The organism is Flavobacterium limnosediminis JC2902, assembly GCF_000498535.1.
Classification (GTDB): domain Bacteria; phylum Bacteroidota; class Bacteroidia; order Flavobacteriales; family Flavobacteriaceae; genus Flavobacterium; species Flavobacterium limnosediminis.
Window position 1 is genome coordinate 133,598 of record NZ_AVGG01000007.1, and the last position, 22,203, is coordinate 155,800.

At 37.9% G+C, this 22,203-nt stretch carries 19 protein-coding genes and 2 tRNA genes; 13 read left to right on the top strand and 8 right to left on the bottom strand.

Annotation, left to right across the window (positions count from 1 at the left end):
- Window positions 1-61 precede the first annotated feature (61 nt).
- A complete protein-coding gene (locus FLJC2902T_RS07835; RefSeq protein ID WP_023579265.1) occupies window positions 62-1,759 on the bottom strand; it encodes an amino acid permease in 1,698 nt (565 codons plus the stop codon).
- A 260-nt stretch (window positions 1,760-2,019) separates the two neighbouring features.
- On the opposite strand from FLJC2902T_RS07835, the gene FLJC2902T_RS07840 reads away from it, so the two are divergent.
- From FLJC2902T_RS07840 to FLJC2902T_RS07850, 3 genes are all read left to right on the top strand, one after another.
- Complete coding sequence (locus FLJC2902T_RS07840) at window positions 2,020-2,655, top strand: peroxiredoxin (RefSeq protein WP_023579267.1); 636 nt, start codon at window positions 2,020-2,022, stop codon at window positions 2,653-2,655.
- Between the two features lie 96 nt (window positions 2,656-2,751).
- Window positions 2,752-3,060 (top strand): thioredoxin family protein, encoded by a 309-nt coding sequence (locus tag FLJC2902T_RS07845; RefSeq protein ID WP_023579268.1) that lies wholly within the window; start codon window positions 2,752-2,754, stop codon window positions 3,058-3,060.
- A gap of 299 nt (window positions 3,061-3,359) precedes the next feature.
- Window positions 3,360-3,617, top strand: a complete 258-nt coding sequence (locus FLJC2902T_RS07850; protein ID WP_023579269.1) for a DUF6952 family protein — start codon at window positions 3,360-3,362, stop codon at window positions 3,615-3,617.
- A gap of 213 nt (window positions 3,618-3,830) precedes the next feature.
- On the opposite strand, the gene arsB is transcribed toward FLJC2902T_RS07850, so the two are convergent.
- The 4 genes from arsB to FLJC2902T_RS07870 are packed head-to-tail and all read right to left on the bottom strand — an operon-like array spanning window position 3,831 to window position 6,339.
- Window positions 3,831-4,892, bottom strand: coding sequence for an ACR3 family arsenite efflux transporter (gene arsB / locus FLJC2902T_RS07855; protein WP_023579270.1), 1,062 nt, complete (start codon window positions 4,890-4,892; stop codon window positions 3,831-3,833).
- A 1-nt stretch (window position 4,893) separates the two neighbouring features.
- Window positions 4,894-5,514: an arsenate-mycothiol transferase ArsC gene (locus tag FLJC2902T_RS07860; RefSeq protein ID WP_023579271.1), complete on the bottom strand. Its 621-nt coding sequence runs from the start codon at window positions 5,512-5,514 to the stop codon at window positions 4,894-4,896.
- A gap of 11 nt (window positions 5,515-5,525) precedes the next feature.
- Window positions 5,526-5,999 carry a DUF6428 family protein gene (locus FLJC2902T_RS07865; protein WP_023579272.1) on the bottom strand — a complete coding sequence of 158 codons (474 nt, stop codon included), beginning with the start codon at window positions 5,997-5,999 and terminating at the stop codon, window positions 5,526-5,528.
- Window positions 6,000-6,015: 16 nt separating this feature from the next.
- Window positions 6,016-6,339 (bottom strand): ArsR/SmtB family transcription factor, encoded by a 324-nt coding sequence (locus tag FLJC2902T_RS07870; protein ID WP_023579273.1) that lies wholly within the window; start codon window positions 6,337-6,339, stop codon window positions 6,016-6,018.
- A 118-nt stretch (window positions 6,340-6,457) separates the two neighbouring features.
- On the opposite strand from FLJC2902T_RS07870, the gene tpx reads away from it, so the two are divergent.
- The 8 genes from tpx (at window position 6,458) to FLJC2902T_RS07910 (ending at window position 13,670) form a co-directional block, all read left to right on the top strand.
- On the top strand, window positions 6,458-6,955 hold the full coding sequence (gene tpx / locus FLJC2902T_RS07875; protein WP_023579274.1) for a thiol peroxidase: 498 nt from the start codon (window positions 6,458-6,460) through the stop codon (window positions 6,953-6,955).
- Window positions 6,955-7,329 (top strand): diacylglycerol kinase family protein, encoded by a 375-nt coding sequence (locus tag FLJC2902T_RS07880; RefSeq protein ID WP_035677827.1) that lies wholly within the window; start codon window positions 6,955-6,957, stop codon window positions 7,327-7,329. Before tpx ends, FLJC2902T_RS07880 begins: the two co-directional genes overlap by 1 nt.
- Before the next feature lie 45 nt (window positions 7,330-7,374).
- Window positions 7,375-9,921, top strand: coding sequence for a DNA translocase FtsK (locus FLJC2902T_RS07885; RefSeq protein ID WP_023579276.1), 2,547 nt, complete (start codon window positions 7,375-7,377; stop codon window positions 9,919-9,921).
- Window position 9,922: 1 nt separating this feature from the next.
- Window positions 9,923-10,606 carry a LolA family protein gene (locus FLJC2902T_RS07890; RefSeq protein WP_023579277.1) on the top strand — a complete coding sequence of 228 codons (684 nt, stop codon included), beginning with the start codon at window positions 9,923-9,925 and terminating at the stop codon, window positions 10,604-10,606.
- Window positions 10,607-10,613: 7 nt separating this feature from the next.
- Complete coding sequence (locus FLJC2902T_RS07895) at window positions 10,614-12,101, top strand: LptF/LptG family permease (protein ID WP_023579278.1); 1,488 nt, start codon at window positions 10,614-10,616, stop codon at window positions 12,099-12,101.
- Window position 12,102: 1 nt separating this feature from the next.
- Window positions 12,103-13,242: a 3,4-dihydroxy-2-butanone-4-phosphate synthase gene (gene ribB / locus FLJC2902T_RS07900; protein WP_023579279.1), complete on the top strand. Its 1,140-nt coding sequence runs from the start codon at window positions 12,103-12,105 to the stop codon at window positions 13,240-13,242.
- 151 nt (window positions 13,243-13,393) lie between these two features.
- A tRNA-Ser gene (locus FLJC2902T_RS07905) sits at window positions 13,394-13,478 on the top strand.
- Between the two features lie 107 nt (window positions 13,479-13,585).
- Window positions 13,586-13,670: transfer RNA gene (locus FLJC2902T_RS07910), tRNA-Ser, on the top strand.
- Window positions 13,671-13,729: 59 nt separating this feature from the next.
- Here FLJC2902T_RS07910 and FLJC2902T_RS07915 read toward each other — a convergent pair.
- Complete coding sequence (locus FLJC2902T_RS07915; RefSeq protein WP_023579280.1) at window positions 13,730-15,700, bottom strand: endonuclease; 1,971 nt, start codon at window positions 15,698-15,700, stop codon at window positions 13,730-13,732.
- A gap of 250 nt (window positions 15,701-15,950) precedes the next feature.
- Here FLJC2902T_RS07915 and FLJC2902T_RS07920 point away from each other — a divergent pair, with 250 nt between their 5' ends.
- Window positions 15,951-18,722, top strand: a complete 2,772-nt coding sequence (locus FLJC2902T_RS07920) for a gluzincin family metallopeptidase (protein ID WP_023579281.1) — start codon at window positions 15,951-15,953, stop codon at window positions 18,720-18,722.
- Between the two features lie 203 nt (window positions 18,723-18,925).
- Window positions 18,926-21,328 carry an alpha-ketoacid dehydrogenase subunit alpha/beta gene (locus FLJC2902T_RS07925; protein ID WP_035677831.1) on the top strand — a complete coding sequence of 801 codons (2,403 nt, stop codon included), beginning with the start codon at window positions 18,926-18,928 and terminating at the stop codon, window positions 21,326-21,328.
- Between the two features lie 139 nt (window positions 21,329-21,467).
- Here FLJC2902T_RS07925 and FLJC2902T_RS07930 read toward each other — a convergent pair whose 3' ends face one another.
- On the bottom strand, window positions 21,468-21,875 hold the full coding sequence (locus tag FLJC2902T_RS07930) for a type II toxin-antitoxin system VapC family toxin (protein ID WP_023579283.1): 408 nt from the start codon (window positions 21,873-21,875) through the stop codon (window positions 21,468-21,470).
- Complete coding sequence (locus FLJC2902T_RS07935) at window positions 21,875-22,117, bottom strand: DUF6364 family protein (protein ID WP_035677834.1); 243 nt, start codon at window positions 22,115-22,117, stop codon at window positions 21,875-21,877. Before FLJC2902T_RS07935 ends, FLJC2902T_RS07930 begins: the two co-directional genes overlap by 1 nt.
- Between the last annotated feature and the right edge of the window lie 86 nt (window positions 22,118-22,203).

Here is a 22,203-nt window from a genome sequence, read left to right on the forward strand (position 1 = left end):
GTTAAGCCGCTGAGCGTTCATGATAAAAAAAAATCCCGAGCATTAACTCGGGATTCGTTATTTAATCTTCTATTGCAGGTTTAATTCTATTGAAATTCAGTTTACTGTTTTTATAACCGTAGCAGAAATAAAACACTAATCCGATCAGTAACCAAACGCCAAACCATTTCCAGTTGGACACTGCCATTCCGGTTAACAGGTAACAGCAGGAAATCAATCCTAATAACGGAATTAACGAAAGGTTTTTAAGGAACGCTAATACCGCCATTACACCACATAACACAAAGAAAACCACCATGGAAATATTCGTTGCGAATTTATCTCCGGAGAAATCAAACGTATCAGCAAAGAACGTTGGGAAAGCATAGCTTACGATAAAGATGGTTCCCACCACAATGGCAGGGAAAATGAATTTGGAATTGATATACGGAATTCTGAATTTACTTTTGGTTTGTCTCTCGGCAATTTCCGCTTCACTTTGCGGTGATAACATCAATACACCGCCACACACCAATACGAAGGCGAACAACGTTCCGATACTCGTAAAGTCCAACACGAAGTTTTCATCCGTAAAGAAAATCGGCAAACCTACCACACATCCTGTTACTATGGTTGCAAAACCTGGTGTTTTGTGTTTCGGGTGGATTTCTGCGAATTTCTTCGGCATTAATCCGTCACGGCTCATTGTCATCCAGATACGCGGTTGTCCCATCTGGAACACCAACATTACACTGGTCATCGCCACTACAGCTGCAATCGACACGATGAATAACATCCACTTCACTCCTTTTAAAGCGAAGATTTCCGCTAAAGGATCGGTTACGCCTAACAAATCGTATTTAACCATTCCGGTTAAAATCAAAGCCAAAATGATGTAAATCACCGTACAGATTACCAAAGAATAAATCATTCCTTTCGGTAAATCGCGTTGCGGGTTTTTACTTTCTTCTGCCAAAGTGGAAACCGCATCAAAACCAATATAAGCAAAGAAAACCGCTGATACACCGGCCATTACACCTCCGAAACCATTCGGCATAAACGGTGTCCAGTTATCGATATCCACATAAAAAGCACCAACTGCAATAACCAGAGCAATAATCACCAACTTAATGATTACCATTATATTACTGAAGTTTTTCGATTCTTTAGTTCCTTTGTAAACCAGGTACGTGATCAATAGGTTAATCACCACAGCCGGTAAATCGAAAATTACTTTCAGACTTCCCAACATGGGTGCGTTTTGCCAGGCGTTAAAACCTTCACCCGCTTTATTTTCAAGGAAAGCAGAATGTGCCGATTGGTAATTGATCGTCAGCCATTCCGGTAAATGAATGTGGAAACTTTCTAATAAATTAGTGAAATAGCCACTCCATGAGAAAGCGATATAAATATTTCCGATGGAATACTCCATAATCAAAGCCCATCCGATGATCCAGGCGAACAATTCCCCGAAAGAAACATAGGCATAGGTATAAGCACTACCGGAAACAGGCACACGTGAAGCGAATTCGGCATAACACATGGCTGTAAATCCGCACGCAATAGCACAAATGATATACAAAAGCGTTACGCCGGGACCTCCTGAAAAACAAGCGTTTCCGATGGCAGAGAACGTTCCTCCCCCTATAATCGCAGCAATCCCGAAAAAGGTTAAATCGCGAACCGTTAATACTTTATGTAAGCTGGCATGATCAACATCACTGCCTTGTTTTACTATTGTTGTGGTAGATTTTCTTCTGAATAAATCGGTAAAAGACATAAGTATTCTTACTGTAATTGGTTAGTCTATTGTTAAATAACCTGTAAAATCGCAGATTATCCCTGCTTTTTTTGAGGGAAACAAATATATAAAACCAAATGAATAAATAACATTTTGGGTCCAAAAATTTAAAAATAACGTTGCCATAACTATTTACTATCATTAAATAAGAAATTATAATAAAAGGTAATGCTAAAGCAATTCAGTAATCGCTATTTTTGTGCTGTTCAAAAAACAATAATTTTAAAAACCGATACATTATGTCATTAGTAGGAAAAAAATTCCCAAACATTACCGTAGATGCCATTTCAGAAATGGGTGATAACTTAAGAATCAACGTTCTTGAAGAAGCTGTAAAAAACAACAAAAAAGTATTATTATTCTGGTACCCGAAAGACTTTACTTTCGTTTGTCCGACAGAATTACACGCTTTCCAGGCTGCTTTACCGGAATTCAACGCAAAAAACACTATCGTAATCGGTGCTTCTTGTGATACTAACGAAGTACACTTTGCTTGGTTAAACACTGCAAAAGACAATGGTGGTATCGAAGGTGTTACTTACCCTTTATTGGCTGACACTACAAGAAACTTATCAACTGCTTTAGGAATTTTAGATGCTGAAGAAGAGTTCAACGAAGAAACAGGAGATTATTTAATCGCTGGTTCAAACGTGACTTACAGAGCAACTTACCTGATTGACGAAACTGGAAAAATTTTCCACGAAAGTGTAAACGATATGCCGTTAGGAAGAAATGTTGCTGAGTATTTACGTTTAATCGATGCTTATACTCACGTTCAGACTAAAGGTGAAGTTTGTCCTGCAAACTGGGAAAACGGAAAAGAAGCTATGACAGCTGACCGTTTAAGCACTGCTGCTTACCTGAGCAAAAACTAATTTGTAAACAAATATAAATTCCAAACAACAGGATTTCGTTTGCAAAAATGAGCCTGAAGTTTGGAATTTCTTTTTAATCACTAAATTAAACAAGCTATGTTAATAGAATTAAACGAAGACACCCTTCAGAATATAGTTGATTCCAACGAAAAAGTAGTGGTACAATTTTCTGCTTCATGGTGCGGGAACTGCCGAATCATGAAACCGAAGTTCAAAAAACTGGCTACTGAAAATGAAAACCTTGCGTTTGTTTTAGTGGATGCTGAAAACTCTCCGGAATCAAGAAAACTGGCGAATGTTTCCAATTTACCAACGTTTGCCACTTTCGTAAACGGAAAACTGGTTAACGAAACCCAAACCAATAAAGCGGAAGTTTTAACGGAATTGGTTAACGAAATAGTTTAGTCAGACTACTTAGACTGCTTAGATTTTTAGACTTCTTAGACTGTTTAGATGGATAGATTATTAGACTGGTTAGATAGTTAGATCTTTAGACTTTCTAGATTATTTAAATATTAGAAAGTTAGAATTTTGATGATTTGACGGCTTTGATTTTACAACTACCCTGAATTCTAACAACTATAGAATAGTTCAAAAAATCCAAGAAGTCTAAAAATCCAAGAAGTCTAAGAAAGTCTAAGAAGTCTAAGAAAGTCTAAAATTCGAAGAAGTCTAACTATCTAACAATCTAAATGATCTAAAAAATGAAACTACCCGTAATAAAACATCTGACGCAGTTTATTGAAGAAAACGATCAGGATTATATCGTAGAAACCATCGAAGTACTGGAAGCATTAACCGAAGTTCCGTCGTTAAAAGATGAGGAGCTGGATGTAATCGGTGAATTGATTTCCAACATGTATGGCGCACTTGAAGTAAACAAAATGGTCAAAAACGGAACCGATAAAAAAGAAGCGCTGAATGCCTTTATGCAACGCGTTCTTGGTTCTATTGACAAATAACCTGTTTTTCCCAGTATTACCAAAGCTTTTCTGTTAAAAAGAAAGGCTTTTTTTTATTATATGAATAGCGATTTCAACCTGATTACTCACGGATTACCGTATAAATAATCAAACACAGATTTCATAGATTTCCACGGATTAATCTGTGAAAATTTGTGAAATCTGTGTTTTAAATGGTCTGTCTTAATTTTATATTCAGACGAGATGTACTTTTTATTTGAAATATTTTTTTCTGAACCAAAAAGCAAGATTTACCAAAGCAATTAAAGCGGGAACTTCCACTAACGGACCGATTACGCCGGCAAATGCCTGTCCGCTGTTAATCCCGAAAACCCCGATTGCTACAGCGATTGCTAATTCAAAATTATTACCGGTTGCCGTAAAAGCTATTGCAGTGGATTTCGAATAATCGGCACCAAAATACTTTCCGATAAAGAAGCTGATAACAAACATAACAGCAAAATAAATCATTAGAGGAATTGCTATCCTAACGACATCCATCGGAATCTGAACGATTAATTCACCTTTCAGACTGAACATCAGAACAATTGTGAACAATAAAGCGATTAAAGTTATTGGTGAAATGACAGGGACATATTTCGTTTGAAACCACTCTTCTCCTTTAAAATGAATTAATGCATAGCGACTGATGACACCTAAAGCAAATGGTATTCCGAGATAAATTCCAACACTTTCAGCAATCTGTCCAATGCTGATATTAACTTCAAATCCGCTGAATCCGAAAACCGGTGGCAATACCGTTATGAACAAATAAGCATAAACACTGTAAAGAAACACCTGAAAAATACTGTTTAGAGCAATCAGACCGGCACCATATTCTCTGTTCCCTTCGGCTAAATCGTTCCAGACCACCACCATGGCAATACATCTTGCCAATCCGATAAGAATAACACCTATCATGTATTCAGGATATCCGTTCAAAAACAAGACAGCCAGGAAAAACATAAGTATGGGACCAACAATCCAATTAAGAAACAGCGAAGCCCCCAGTACTTTGAAGTTTTTGAAAACCTCCCCCATTTTAGAATAGTTAACTTTCGCTAAGGGTGGATACATCATCAGGATTAAACCAATGGCCAGTGGGATGTTGGTAGTTCCGTTTGAAAACGAATTAATGAAACCACTGCTTGACGGTATGAAATAACCGATTGTGACTCCGAGAAGCATGGCCAAAAATATCCATAAAGTCAAATAGTTATCAAGAAAACTTAATCTTTTTCGTTCCAGAGCCGGGGTACAATTATTAGCTGACATATTATTTTTTTATTTGTGAAAACACGTATTTCATTTCGGTAGCGATTTCAATGCTTCGTTCTGAATATTTTTCGGTTTGTAAATCGGTGTTGTCGTATACTTTCGGATCGTCGTAACGAATCGGGAAACGCTTTTCGGCACCTGCAATAAACGGACAGCCTTCATCTGCCTGAGAACAGGTCATGATTGCGGCAAAACCCGATTTCGGATTGAATTCGGCATCAAAAACCTTTGAAAACCCAATCACAGGATGCTCGTTATCCGAAAACTTAATACTGTAAACCGGATTGGCATCAGCGCTCAACTCAGCAACTGAAAATCCTTGGTTCGTCAATGTTTCGGCTACTTTCGGAAACATAGCTGTAGCTTCGGTTCCGCCCGAAAAACACTGTACATTTTTAATTCCGAAATAAAAAGCCATCGTTTGTGCCCAAATTTGCGACAAATGACTTCTTCTGGAATTGTGTGTACAGATGAAATTCAGCTTAACATCCTGATTTACATCAATTTTTGACTGAATATAATCAATCAGCGGCTGAAGCATTTCTTTCCTTTCGGATGAAATCGTATTTTCTGAAAAACCTATGATCTGATTTTCTAAATCGGTAAACAATATGCTCATAAAATCCACTTTTAGCAACATCCTGAATTTGGTGTGCAACATGACGTTTGTTCCTGTAAATCTTTTAAGGAAACTTTCAGTTTTTCTGCTGGAATACCACAATTATCTTTCGCTAAACAATCGGTTAATTTCGATTTCAATTGAAAATTTGTTCCGTCAAAATCTAAACTAAACTTACCAATAGTTTCTTTCATTTGATATTCAACTTCAATTTCTAAATCGGGGATTTGCAACTTTTCTTCTGAAAGTTTAATAATGCCTACCAATTTTTCCGGGTGCAAACGATGATCATAATCATTCGCTTCCCAAAGTTGAAAATTCACGACTTTTTCATTTCGAACCGTTCCGCCGCAATCGATGAAGTTTTTGGTAATCATACCTACTTCGGTAACATGAAAGTGTTCCGGTACAAAAGTTCCGTTTGGCAATTGAAAATTCACGGTTTCCACTGTTTTCAATACTTCTTTAATTTCTGATAATTTCATAATACTGATATTTTAATTAACAACATTTTGATTTTAATTCGCTTGATATGCCTGAAAAATAGCTTTCCAGTTTTTTCATGGTATCCGGGTTTAAACAATAACAGATTGCCGTACCCTCGATATTTCCTTTGATGATTCCAACATTTTTCAGTTCTTTCAAGTGCTGGGAAACAGTTGGTTGTGCCAAGGGCAATTCATTTACGATATCACCGCAAATACAGGAATCCACCTTTAGCAGATACTCGATTATAGCCACTCTTGCCGGATGCGAAATCGCTTTGAATAAGGAAGCTAGTTCGTTTTGTTGTTCCGAAAAGAATTCTGATTTTGATGCGCCCATTTTGTTTATTTTTATATTGCAATATTACGATAAACAAATTAAATAAAAAAGCAATTCGGTAAAAAATCAATTCTCAAATAAATTCATTACTTTTGAAAATCTTAAAAAAGCAACAAAAATGGCACTAATAAAATTAAAAGGAAACCCTGTAAACACTACAGGTACATTACCTCAGGTAGGTTCTCAGGCATCTGATTTCACTTTAGTAAAAACCGATTTATCAACAGTTTCTTTAAGCGATTTCAAAGGAAGCAAACTGGTTTTAAATATTTTTCCTAGTATCGACACAAGCACTTGTGCCACTTCGGTTCGTAAATTCAATGAAACGGCAAGTAACTTAACAAACACGAAAGTATTGTGCATTTCCCGTGATTTACCGTTTGCACAAACTCGTTTTTGTGGTGCGGAAGGTTTGGAAAATGTGGTTAACTTATCCGATTTTAAAGACGGATCTTTCGGAAACACTTACGGTTTAACCATTACTGACGGCCCGTTAGCAGGATTGCATTCGCGTGCTGTGATTGTTTTGGATGAAAACGGCATGGTAAAACATACCGAGCAAGTAGAGGATATCGTTGACGAACCTAATTACGAAAAAGCTATAGCGGCACTTTAATGGAATTAAAAAAAGACAACACCTTCTTTACCGGAAGGCTGAAAAGTGTTGGTTTCGCCGTAAAGGGTGCCATAAAATTAATTACAACCGAGCATAGTGTCATGGTACAGTCTTCGATTGCCGTACTAATGATTGCAGCCGGATTTTATTTCAATATTTCCCAAACCGAATGGATGTTTCAGATTCTGATTTTCGGATTGGTACTGAGCATAGAAGGTTTGAATACCGCTGTTGAAAAAATTGCCGATTTTATTCATCCCGATTACCACGAACGCATCGGTTTCATCAAAGATATTGCTGCCGGTGCGGTTTTTTTCGCAGCCATGTCTGCAATCGCAATCGGATTAATTATATATTTACCCAGGATAATCTAATTTAGAAACGATTACCTGTTTATTTATCAAATTTTAGTATTCTAAATGGCGAAGACATCAAAAAAAGAAACTGCTGAAGCAAAAACTAACGACGAAACTCCAAAAAAAGCTTGGGTGCTAAATCGCCGAAACAAAGTCCTTATCGGGGCTTTGCTCGTTTTATTTTCGGTGGCATTACTACTTTCCTTTGTTTCCTATTATATCTACGGGGATTACGATCAAAGCGCATTGGGTTCGTTTGCCGACAGAAGTGAGAAAACCTATAACTGGTTGGGGAAATTTGGGGCCTATCTGTCTGATTTCTTTTTATACAGAGGATTCGGAGCGGCTTCTTTTTTACTTGTTCGATTGTTCTTTTTAGCCGGAGCCTATCTTTTGGTGGACATTTCGTTGACAAAACTGAAAAACTCAATTTTCTGGGACATGTTTGCCATGGTAATCATATCCGTAATTTTTGGTTTTTTCTGGGATTATATTCCGCAATTGGGCGGCGTTATCGGTTATGAAATGAACCTGTTTACCCAGGATTACATCGGTAAAACCGGAACCTTTTTAGTATTATTTTTCGGAATTATAGTTTATCTGATATTAAAAATAAAAGTTTCCACAGAAGGCATTAAAAATTTCTTTGAAAGCAGAAGTAAATCTTTCGAAGAGGAATTGAACGAAGGGAATGAAATCATTCAAAACAGTTCAAACATCCCAACAGCAATGGCACCGACGGCAGTTAACGATACTATTGTTGATGAGGAAATCGTCAATACGAATCCGAGTCTGGATTTTAACGATGCGGAAGACGATGAAATTCTGTCCAACATCGAATTAAAAACCGCTCCTTCTGTTTTCGAAATAAACAAGGAAGCACTGAAACCAACCATCGAACATCCGTCGGAAATCCATCTGAAACCCGTTCCTCCCGTTGCCGTTCCTCATATTATTGAGCCTGTAACTCCAATTGTACCGGAAGCTCCGAAATCAGAAATTATCCAAACCAATGACGATAGCTTTACCATCGAAAAAATCGAGGAAGAAGCTACGGTTGAAGAAAATTTAGCGGCACGACTGGTTCAGGATTTCGGTGAATTTGACCCTACTTTGGAATTGTCGAATTATCAGTTTCCGTCGATTGAACTTTTAAAAGAATATTCGTCGGGCGGTATCACTATCAATCAGGCGGAATTAGAAGAAAATAAAAACCGGATTGTAGATACGCTGAAAAACTACAACATCGGAATTTCCCAAATTAAAGCGACGGTTGGTCCGACAGTTACCTTATATGAAATCGTTCCGGAAGCCGGTATCCGTATTTCAAAAATCAAAAATCTGGAAGACGATATTGCGCTTTCCTTAGCTGCTTTGGGTATTCGTATCATCGCTCCTATTCCGGGGAAAGGAACTATCGGTATTGAGGTTCCGAACAACAATCCTACCATGGTTTCGATGAAGAGCGTAATCGCTTCTCCGAAATTCCAGACTGCCGAGATGGAATTGCCGATTGCATTGGGTAAAACAATCTCAAACGAAACTTTTGTTGTCGATTTAGCTAAAATGCCACACTTACTGATGGCAGGTGCTACCGGACAAGGAAAATCGGTGGGATTGAATGCGGTTCTGACCTCGTTATTATACAAAAAACACCCTGCCGAAGTGAAATTCGTTTTGGTGGATCCGAAAAAAGTAGAACTGACCCTTTTCAACAAAATAGAAAGACATTATCTGGCAAAACTTCCGGATGACGGTGATGCTATCATCACAGATAACACCAAGGTAATCAACACATTAAATTCACTTTGTATTGAAATGGATAATCGTTATTCTTTATTGAAAGATGCGATGGTTCGTAACATCAAAGAATATAACGAAAAGTTCAAACAACGAAAACTGAATCCGGAAAACGGACATCGATTTTTGCCTTATATCGTACTGGTTGTTGACGAGTTCGCCGATTTAATCATGACTGCCGGTAAAGAAGTAGAAACCCCTATTGCCCGTCTGGCTCAATTAGCCCGTGCTATCGGAATTCACCTTATCATTGCGACACAAAGACCTTCCGTTAACGTTATTACGGGGATGATTAAAGCCAACTTCCCTGCCCGAATTGCCTTCCGTGTAACTTCGAAAATCGATTCCAGAACCATTTTGGATACTGGTGGCGCCGATCAGTTAATTGGACGTGGAGATTTACTATATACACAAGGTAACGATATCGTTCGTGTACAATGTGCGTTCGTGGATACACCTGAAGTGGAAAAAATTACGGATTATATCGGTTCGCAAAAAGCATACCCTAACGCTTACTTCCTACCAGAGTACGTTGGCGAAGAAAGTGGCATAAGTCTTGATATAGATATCTCCGAAAGAGATTCCATGTTCAGGGATGCTGCCGAAATTATTGTTACGGCACAGCAAGGTTCCGCTTCGTTATTGCAACGTAAACTGAAATTGGGTTACAACCGGGCAGGTCGATTAATCGATCAGTTGGAAGCCGCAGGTATTGTTGGCCCATTCGAAGGCAGTAAAGCAAGAAGCGTTAATATTCCTGACCTGGTTGCTTTGGAGCATTTTTTCGCTAACGAACAAAACAACATGTAAGATGAAATCGATTACACACAACAATAGTTTCCCATTTCCAGGTAAAAACCTGATCGCTCTTCTGTTTGCCTTATTTCTGTACCTTCCGGGAAGTGCTCAGAATTCACAAAAAGCAAAAGAGTTATTGGATGATGTTACGGCCAAAGTAAAAAGCTATGACAATATCGTTATCAACTTCAGTTACTCGGTGCAGAATTTAAAACAAAACATCGATCAGGACAGCAAAGGCAATGTTACCCTGAAAGGAAACCAGTATGTACTGAATTTCATGGGAGTAACCAAAATTTTTGACGGTAAGAAAAATTATACCATCGTGCCCGAAGATCAGGAAATCACCATTTCTAAACATGATGATAATGATGCCAATGCCTTGACACCTGCAAAAATGCTGACCTTTTTTAATTCGGGGTTCAAATATTCGTGGGATATCCTGCAAAACATCAAAGGAAGACAAATTCAATATGTAAAATTGATCCCTACAAACACAAAAGATAACCGAAAAGAAATTTTGTTAGGAATAGATGCACAGACAAAAAACATCTACAATCTGATTGAAATGAACAAAAACGGCTCTAAAACCACTATCGTTGTTAATTCTTTTAAAACAAATCAACCTATTTCGAAAAATCATTTTACCTTTACCCAGAGTAAATATCCTAATTACTACATCAATAATTTAGACTAGATTTCGGGTGAAAATTTTAGATCGTTACATTCTTAAATCCTTCCTGATTACATTTACTTCGGTATTTGTAATCCTTTTTTTTATATTCATTTTACAGGGAATCTGGCTTTTCATTTCTGAGCTTGCAGGTAAAAACCTGGATTACATGGTAGTTGTAAAATTCCTTGTTTTTTATTCTCCAAAAATTGTTCCTTTAGTTTTACCGCTTTCCATATTGCTGGCTTCCATCATGACTTTCGGAAGTTTTGCCGAAAACTATGAGTTTGCTGCCATGAAATCGGCCGGAATTTCCCTTGGGAGAGCTATGAAAGGATTGACTATCTTCATCTTTTTATTAAGTTTTGCCGCTTTCTTTTTCGCAAATACCGTAATTCCAAAAGCCGAATACAAATTCATAAACCTCAGAAAAGACATCCTTCAAACAAAGCCCGCTATGGCTATTGCTGAAGGTCAGTTTAATACCATCGGAAATTCAAACATCAAGGTCGATAAGAAAACAGGTGAAAACGGAGAATTCCTTGAAGGTGTTACAATGCACGTAAAATCAAATCAGGGATTTGGCAATAAAACCGTCATAAAAGCCAAAAGCGGCGTTCTTAAAAGCGAAGAAGGTTCAAACATCCTTAAACTGGACCTAATCGACGGTTATTATTACGAAGACATTTATCCTAAAAAATTTGAAGAACAGAATAAGGTTCCTTTTGCAAAAGCAAATTTCAAAAAATACAGAATAAACATCGATCTTACCAACCTGAACAAAAGCGAGACGGCCGGTGAAATCGTAAACACCAATACCATGCTTAATGTGAGTGAATTGAATTTCACCATTGATTCCCTTCAGAAAAGCTACAAAAAAGACGTTGTTTCTTTTACGGAAAACATTTCACAGGGAATTGAATTCACATTAAAACCAAAACCCATTACGTCTTCCGCAAAATTTAAGAATACAGATGATATTCTGGCCTCATTTTCAGCAGAAGATAAAAGTAAAATTTTTGAGTCCGCGCTAAACAGCCTTTCGAGCACCGATTTTTCAATTCAGAACAATAAAAACGATTTGTATGAAAAGAAAAAGAACATAAACAAACACTGGCTTGCATTACACGAGAAATTCGTGGTTGCTTTCTCCTGTCTGCTGATGTTTTTCATCGGAGCACCGCTGGGAGCAATCATCAGAAAAGGAGGATTGGGATTACCTATCGTTTTTGCCGTATTAATATTCATCATCTTCCATTTCATCAACACCTTCGGAAGAAAAGTGGCTCAGGAAAACGGTATTCCGCCCTTTTTAGGTTCTTGGTTATCCTCAATGGTTTTAGCACCGTTAGCGATATCGCTCACCTACAGGGCTACAAACGACATTGGTGTAATGGTGAATTTTGACTGGATAGTAGAACCTTTCCAGAAATTAATAAACAAAGCGCTGAGCAATACTGAAAAAATTGATCTCGAGGAAGACAGAGATACTATAAAAGACAACGATAACGACAACTAAAATGCTGACTACAGAAAAAATACAACTCAACACCATTGAAGAAGCGATAGAAGACATCCGTCAAGGAAAAGTAATTATTGTTGTGGATGATGAGGACCGCGAAAATGAAGGTGATTTTTTAGCCGCTGCTGATAAAGTTACGCCTGAAATGATCAACTTTATGGCTACCTACGGAAAAGGGCTTATCTGTACGCCTTTAACCGAAAAACGCTGTAAAGAACTCGACCTTCACGCTATGGTTGGTAATAACACCGATCCGATGCAAACCGCTTTTACCGTTTCGGTTGATTTAAGAGGAAATGGAGTAACAACCGGTATTTCCGCGGCAGACAGATCCAAAACCGTTGAAGCATTGGTAGATCCGAATACAAAACCTTTTGAATTAGGTCGTCCCGGACATATTTTTCCGTTGATAGCAAAAGAAGGTGGCGTTTTAAGACGAACAGGTCACACCGAAGCCGCCATTGATTTTGCTCGATTGGCCGGGTTCCGCCCTGCCGGTGTTATTTGCGAAATTATGAATGATGACGGTACTATGGCACGTTTACCGCAATTGGTGGAAGTAGCCAAAAAATTAGACCTGAAACTGGTTTCTATTGAGGACTTGGTTGCTTACAGAATGCAGCACGACAGTCTGATTCATAAGAAGGAGGATTTTGAGATTCAGACCCGTTTCGGAGAATTCCGCCTCCGTGCCTATCTGCAGATTACCAATAAACAGGTTCATATCGCATTAACCAAAGGAAGCTGGAGTACCGGGGAACCTATTTTAACCCGAATCAATTCAACTCATATTAATAACGACATTTTAGGGACGCTTACAAACGATGATGCCGATAAAAAACTGGATGATATGTTCAAACGTATCAACGAGGAAGGAAAAGGCGCCATTTTGTTCATAAACCACCAAAGTCAGGCTTCTGATTTATTAAGTCGTTTATCAGAATTGAAAGGATTACAGGAAAAAGGCGTACACAAAGCACCTCAAATTAAGATTGACATTAAAGATTTTGGTATCGGCGCACAGATTTTACACGATCTGGACATTTCAAAAATCAGATTATTATCCAATTCGGCACAAACAAAACGTGTCGGAATGATTGGATACGGACTTGAGATAACGGAATACGTTGGTTTTTAAAAAAACATTTTTTTTATTTTGTAAACCAAACGAAATGAAATAGTTAAAAAACAGAGGCTTAATTATTTTATTTTTTATTTGAAAAAGGCTTGCAGAAACAAAAAAGGTTCTTAGATTTGCACTCGCAATCGGATTACGATTGCGGTTTATTGGAGAAATGGCAGAGTGGTCGATTGCGGCAGTCTTGAAAACTGTTGACTGTAACAGGTCCGGGGGTTCGAATCCCTCTTTCTCCGCAAAATAAAAACTAAGTTTTTATTTTTAAAGTTAATTTACAAAAGTGCATTGTAGATTAAATTTTCAAAGTTTATGCACTCGCAAACCTGAAAGAGATTTACATACTGGAGAAATGGCAGAGTGGTCGATTGCGGCAGTCTTGAAAACTGTTGACTGTAACAGGTCCGGGGGTTCGAATCCCTCTTTCTCCGCAAAAAAAGCAAGCTACATCAGCTTGCTTTTTTTATTAAATATTATTTCATTTATTCCATTATCGCAGTATCAATTTCTGTGTAGTCGATTTACCATCGGAAGTTACTTTTACAAAATACACCCCGGAAGACAGATCCAATTGCAATTTGATGCTATCTGAAAAATATTCATTTAACACCTTCTGTCCTGTACAGGAATAAATTTCAACAACTGCTCCTCCCCTAATACCCGAAATAGTAAGATTATCGTTTGCCGGATTAGGGTACATCAGAAATTTCAAATCAGCTGCTTCGTTGGTACTTAAAGTGGAATACCAAGGCTCACCTGCATGGGTTCCCCATATATAATCCGCCAGATTCGGATAATCAATAAACGGATTTCGGTTCATCTGCCAGGTGTAAATATAATTATTGCGGTTCATTTCAAAATCATCAGAAGGATCGGAATGGTTCCAGGTCAACAACGTAGTCAGATTACCTATAAAACCGTCCGGATTTTGCGCCGGATTTCCATTTACCACATTCAAACCGCTATATCGTACACACATGTAAAAAACAGCTCTCGCAACATCGCCGTGCCAACTCCCTGAATTTCCCGCCGGACCACTATAATCCACCCCATAATTTCTTTCGTTTCTGGAACTGTTTTCCTGACCGTCTTCAGCACGAATATGATGCGCATCAGCATGACCGGCCAAAATATCATTGGGACCTGTCGGCAACCAAACATTGATACCATCCGCAAAAGAAGACGTCCCATCGGAAAAACCACCTCGGGACTGACAGTAAATATGTTCCCTGTTCCAGAATCCCACAATGCTGTTTCCCGACTGGTAATCAATTTTAGTCTGTGCACGCTCCGTATACATCAGCCAAACCTGATTGTTGTTTAACGGGTTCTGATCGGCTGTTTTCAAAATCTCCCATATATCACCATAGTTATGAGCACGCACTACAGCTGGATTAGCAATGATATTCTGAAGCGCCTGTTTTAAAGCAACACCCGACAACCCTTCAAGTGAAGTGTAATAACCCACAGGAACAGTACTGGCAATCTGCCCATAAGTAGGATTTAGGGGTGTACCCCAAGACGAAGTCAGATAATTGGCATCAGTAACCCTAACCGATATATTATTTCTTAACACGATGTATCCGGCAGGGACTGAACCTATTGTAATCCGAAGGTTTTCATCGCCGTCATTAACACCGTCATTCAGAAGCTGAATTACAGTCGAAACCGTATTTGTTCCCGTCGGAATTGTAACCGAAGTAGTTCCCGTATAATCTGAAGCAGTAAATGAGCCGTTTGATAACGTAAATGAAAAATTCAAATCGGATGAAACATTAGCATCCGTCGTGAACGAAACTGTCATGCTTTGCCCTTCTGTCAAAGGAGCTATTGGAGCATACGTCGTGGTAATTCCGTTATAAATAATTCCGGAACCGTCGTTATTCGCTCTTGGTGTTGGCGGTTTTACTTCGTAAGTACCATCGGTTTTTCTCTGGATAGATTGAGAATCTTTTAACCCATTTACATTTTCATTATAGCTTACTGTTTCTCCCAGAATACCCATCAGATTGGCTGCAGTTGATGTATTGGTACTGTAAACTAAAGCGTCAACAAGATTCGTAGCCGTCGCGGGTGTGTTCAAGGGAAAATCATCTGCATTGCCCAAGTAAATAGCAACAGCATCCGGTCCGTTTTGAATCATCGCCTGAGGAATGATAGAAGACGGTGACGGAGAAACCTGCAAATTTCCTAATAAAACATTTCCGTTTCCGTCAGTTACCAAACCGTCCAGATCAACAGCATAATAACTTAACGAACCCGCATAAGGACTTGTACTGCCGGCGTTAAAGAACACAATAACATATCCATCTAAAGAAAAATTTGGTGTGGCCGATTTTAATTCGATAAATTCCAATACATCGGTAGAAGGTGTGTCGCAATCAAGTTCATTGATAACAATTTGTCCGAAACTCACATCAGAAACAAGAACAACAAACAACAACAGTATTTTTTTTATCATTTCCGTATTTTTTTGGGGGGATAAAATTAAGGAATTGCCGATTAATAACATGTTGAAATTGAAAAGTTTACATCAAATAATCATTTGTAAGAAAAGTAATTGTTTTTTATTTTTTTATCATAAAATTAGGGCAATCCGATGTTTTTCCTAAATTTACGAATTAATAATTATAGGCGCTTAATTCCCGGACCTTTTGAAAGTCATATTTAAATTTTTCCTTACCCTGTTTTTCCTTTTAAATGTAAGCTTCGTGTTTGCACAAAACAGTAATAAAATTGTCGTTGATGTAAATCCCTCCAACCAAACCCTTACCGTTAATCAGGAGATAATCTATGTTAACGCTACTAACGACACTATAAAAGAATATGTGCTGAACGACTGGAACAATGCCTATTCCGACAAAAACACTCCATTAGGAAAACGGTTTTCAGATGAATTCATAAGGAGTTTTCATTTGGCTGACGATTCGGAACGAGGTAAAACAACCATCATTTCAGTTACCGATCAAAACGATATTGCTCTGGAATTTTCAAGACCGGAAAAACAAATCGATTTACTGAATATCCATCTGCCCGCTCCCATCCTTCCTAACCAGGAATTTAAACTAAAAATAAAATACACCGTTAAAATACCCAATCAACGCTTTACCCGATTTGGATACGATAACAACACCGGGAGTATGTACCTGAAAAACTGGTTTTTAACACCTGCCCGAATTGATAACGCTGTCTTTGTAAAAAACAGTAACGAAAATCTGGATGATATTGCCAACGCACTTTCCGATTATGATATCAAAATAAATGTCCCTTCCGATATTAAACTGTTCACTGATTTAGAGAGTACCAAACTATCTGAAGAAGAAAATGAGGTAACATATCAGCTGACAGGAAAAAACATAACTGATTTCAACCTTGTACTGGAAAGCGAACCCTCGTTTACTAATTATAAAAATAAAGATCAGGAAATTGTCACCAACCTGAAAGACAAAAGACTGAACAACTTTCAGAAAGCAATTGTAATTGACAGGATCGTAACTTTTGTTTCTGAAAAATTGGGCAAATTACCTCAAGAAAAAATACTGGTTTCCCAGGTGGATTACGAACGAAATCCTTTTTATGGACTGAACCAACTTCCCTCCTTTCTGAGTCCGTTTCCCGACGAATTTCTGTATGAATTAAAATTTCTGAAAACCTATGTAAACAGCTATCTCAAAGCCGCGTTGCATATCAATCCCAGAAAGGAAACCTGGATAATTGACGGAATTCAGAGCTATATCATGATGAAATACATTGAAGAAAATCATCCGGACATGAAAATGATGGGCAGATTATCCGAATTCAAACTTCTGAAAGGCTTCAATCTTTTCACATCCGATTTTAACAGCCAATACAGCTATCTCCATCTTTTAATGGCGAGAAAAAACCTTGATCAACCCATCGGAGATTCTAAGAATTCATTTATCAAATTCAACGAACAGATATCCGGAAGATACAAAGCCGGGATGAGTTTGAATTATCTGAATGACTATTTGGGAGATGATGCAGTAACTGAAACCATTGCCGATTTCGTAAAATTGAATCAGACAAAACAAACCGAAGAGACCGATTTCAAAACCCTTTTAGATCAAAAAACCGATAAAAAAACAGACTGGTTTTTCAAAACCATGGTGCATTCAAGAGATTTAATCGATTACAAGTTCGGAAAGACAAAAAAGAACAACAGTACCATTGAAGCCGTAATTAAAAACAGAACCGAAACTAATGTTCCGGTATCGGTTTACGGAATTAAAGATGATACCGTTGTTTTTAAAACATGGGTTGAAAACATCGTCAGCGACAGTATCGTTACTTTTCCAGCCAAGGATATTGACAAACTTGTGCTGAATTACGAAAATAAAATTCCGGAATACAACGCCCGAAACAACTGGAAAAGAATAAATGGTTTTCTGGGAAACAACCGTCCTGTAAAATTCACATTTATAAAAGACCTCGAAGACCCCTCTGTAAATCAAATTTTTTACGTTCCGGAATTCTCGTATAATTATTATGACGGAATTTCTCCAGGATTAAGCTTTCACAACAAAGCCTTATTGGACAAACCATTCATTTTTGATGTTACCCCAATTTATTCTACTAAAACAAATTCACTTATTGGAGGCGCTTATTTTACAGTCAATCAAAACGTTCGCGAAGACCGACTATACAACATCCGATACAGCCTTGGAGGTTCTACCTACCACTATGCACCCGATGCCGCCTACACCAAAGTCACTCCTTCCATTTCATTCCGTTTTCGTGATTTAGACTACAGATCAAATGAGAGAGAAAATGTTACCCTGCGCCACGTTTTTGTTGAAAGGGAACACTCTGAAATTGTAACCAGTAAAGACGAAAATTATTCAGTTTTTAATTTACGCTATTCCAAAGGCGCCTCGGAAATTACCAAAGTGTACAATTTTATGACGGATGTTCAGATCGATAAAAACTTCGGAAAACTTGCCGGCGAAGTCCAATACCGTAAACTTTTTGACAATAACAGACAAATTAATCTTCGCTTTTTTGGAGGTGCGTTTATGTATCGTGATACCAAATCGGAGTTTTTCAGCTTCGGTTTAGACTTCCCAACTGATTATTTGTACGATTACCCCTTACTTGGCCGGTCTGAAACCACCGGTATCTTCAGTCAGCAATACATTATGGCCGAAGGAGGATTCAAATCCAAACTGGACACGCGTTTGGCCAACCAGTGGATAACAACCATAAATGCCAGTTTCAATATCTGGAACTGGATTGAAGTTTATGGTGATGTGGGTTTGGTGAAAAACGAAGGAATCAACACTAAGTTTGTGTACGACAATGGTATACGATTAAACTTTGTTCCGGATTATTTCGAATTGTATTTTCCGGTCAGTTCCAATAACGGATGGGAAATTGCACAACCCAAGTATGCCGAAAAGATACGTTTTGTAATTACACTGAGTCCGAAAACACTGATATCCTTATTTACAAGAAAGTGGTTATAATGCTGTAAATCAGAAAAACAGTCGTTATTTTTATTGTTATTTATTAAAAAAACATCATTAAAAACGACATTTGAATGCGAATAATTTACAAAAAACACAGTATTCAACAATATTATTAGCAAAAGTGAAATTATTATTTTACCATTCCATTGTTTTATATTGCAGAAATAATTAAATTTGTCACTTAACATATAATGAGCTATATGAACCAAACTGCCACTAAAGAAGCATTGTCATTTGAAGATTTCAAAACAGAAGTGCTTAACGATTATAAAGTTGCAACCATAAGCCGAGAGTGCAGCTTATTAGGAAGACGTGAGGTCTTAACCGGTAAAGCAAAATTCGGAATTTTCGGTGACGGAAAAGAAGTACCGCAATTGGCTTTGGCGAAAGCATTCCGAAATGGTGACTTCCGTTCCGGATACTATCGTGACCAAACCTTTATGATGGCTATTGGTCAAATGACAATCCAACAGTTTTTCGCAGGTTTATACGGTCATACCGATTTGGCTCATGATCCGATGAGTGCAGGACGTCAAATGGGTGGTCACTTTGCAACCCATTCGCTTGACGAAAACGGAAACTGGAAAAACTTAACGCAACAGAAAAATTCAAGTGCCGACATCTCTCCTACCGCAGGTCAAATGCCTCGTTTATTAGGATTGGCTCAGGCATCTAAAATATACAGAAACGTTGGCGGTATCAATCAGACTAATTTCTCCGAAAAAGGAAATGAAGTAGCTTGGGGGACCATCGGAAATGCTTCTACTTCAGAAGGTTTATTTTTCGAAACCATAAACGCAGCCGGTGTACTTCAGGTGCCGATGGTAATGAGCGTTTGGGATGACGAATACGGAATCTCGGTTCACGCCAGATACCAGACAACAAAAGAAAATATTTCGGAAATCTTAAAAGGTTTCCAACGTGATGAAAACGCGAAAGGGTACGAAATCATGACCGTTAAAGGTTGGGATTATCCTGCTTTAGTAGAGACGTATCAGAAAGCATCACAAATTGCCCGAGAAGAGCATGTACCGGTTTTAATTCACGTATATGAATTAACACAACCACAAGGCCACTCCACTTCGGGCTCTCACGAACGCTACAAAAATGCAGATCGTTTGGCTTGGGAAGCTGAATACGACTGTCTGGCACAGATGCGCAATTGGTTAATCAGCAACAATTTGGCTACAGCCGAAGAATTGGAAGCCATTGACACACAAGCTAAAAAAGACGTTTTAGAAGGCAAAAAAGCAGCTTGGGCAGCGTTTGTTGAACCAACCAAAGCGGAACAACAGGAATTAGTGGCTTTACTGAATTCCATTGCTGCGGCAAGCGAAAACAAAGTCTTCATCGAAAAATACACTAACGATCTGGCTTCAATAAAAGAGCCAATCCGAAAAGATATCATTACAACAGCCCGTAAAGTTTTACGTTTAATCGTAAAAGAAAACGGAAGAGCGCAACTTTCAGCGTGGATTACTGCATACACTGAAAAAATCCAACCGAAATTCAGTTCACACTTATTTTCACAATCGGATAAAAACGTATTTTCAACTAAAGAGGTTTTACCAACATACGACGAAACTTCAGAAGAAGTGGATGCACGTTTGGTATTGCGTAATAACTTTGATGTTATTTTCGATAAACATCCTGAAACCTTAATTTTCGGAGAAGATTCCGGAAACATTGGTGACGTAAATCAAGGTTTGGAAGGCATGCAGGAAAAATACGGAGAGTTCCGTGTGGCCGATGCCGGTATCCGTGAAGCGACCATTTTGGGTCAGGGAATCGGTATGGCGATGCGAGGTTTACGTCCTATTGCTGAAATTCAGTATTTGGATTACCTTTTGTATGCGATCCAGATTATGAGTGACGATTTAGCTACGTTACAATACAGAACATCAGGTCGCCAAAAAGCACCGCTAATCATAAGAACACGTGGTCACCGTTTGGAAGGAATCTGGCATTCGGGTTCGCCAATGGGAATGATTATCAACGCGGTTCGCGGTATTCACGTTTTGGTTCCTAGAAACATGACCAAAGCGGCAGGTTTTTACAATACGTTATTGGAAACTGACGAACCGGCTCTATTGGTGGAATGTCTGAACGGTTACCGTTTAAAAGAAAAAATGCCAACAAACTTAGGCGAATTCAAAACACCTATCGGAGTTGTGGAAACGATTAAGCAAGGAAATGATATTACGTTAGTTTCTTACGGTTCAACGCTTCGTTTGGTAGAACAAGCTGCAAAAGAATTACTAGAGGTTGGTATCGATGCGGAAATCATTGATATCCAATCATTACTTCCGTTTGATATCAATCATGATATTGTAAAATCAGTTGCCAAAACCAATCGTTTATTAGTAATTGATGAAGATGTGCCGGGTGGGGCTTCGGCTTTCATTTTACAACAGATCATCGACGAACAAAAAGGATACAAGCATTTGGACAGCAATCCGGAAACGTTAGCTTCTAAAGCACACCGTCCGGCTTACGGAACAGACGGTGATTACTTCTCCAAACCTTCCGTGGAAGATATTTTCGAGAAAGTTTACGCGATGATGCATGAAGTGAATCCGGTGAAATATCCGAGTTTGTACTAATTCAGATACTATTACATACAAAAACCACTGATTTACACACATAAATCAGTGGTTTTTTTTTATTATTATGCCAAATATAAAAAAGGTTCCGTTGGATAATTATCGGAATTCTCTAAAAGAAACCGACTAAACCGCTGGCTTACTTTTTTAAATACTCTTTTGCTGTCAGAACCGGAAGAATCGAACTTTTGAAATCTTTTTTATTTCGTGTTATAATTAAATCCAACTCATTTTCCAATGCTGTATGATATTGAATAGCATCCTCAAAATCTTTAAAATCTGAAACCAACGCTAATTCTAGAATTTTGTCATCCATAGGTAAAACTTCAACCAAAACTTTAAATTTGATTAAAATCTTTCTTGCTTCATCTAACTTATGGTTTCTCGTTAATAAATAATGAGTATTGGCAAGCGTTAAAGATGAAATGTAAAGTTTAATTTTATTGTGATCCGACAAAGTAAATAACTCTTGTGCTTCTTTGTAAAATTCTTCCCGTTTGGAAAGTAAGTCTAAAACGATATTTGTATCGACTAATATTTTGTCCATTAAGAATATTTTTTTGATAAGTATTCAGAATATTCTTTTTTATAATCTTTACTTTCAAGAGAAATAACGCCGGTAAGACTTTCCACAAGTGGACTCACTTTAGTTTGCTCCGTATTTTTTTTAGTTAAAGACAAAAGATAATTTTCAATAAGTTTTGAAAGACTTACACTATTGCTTTTAGCATAGGATTTTGCTTCTTCAATTACATTTTGATCGATATTCAATGTTAGTTTCGTATTCATAACAATTAATTTACGTGTAAAAATAAAAAATATATACGTAACAAAAAACTAATTAACGAAATATTCTTAATTGAATCGCATCTAAA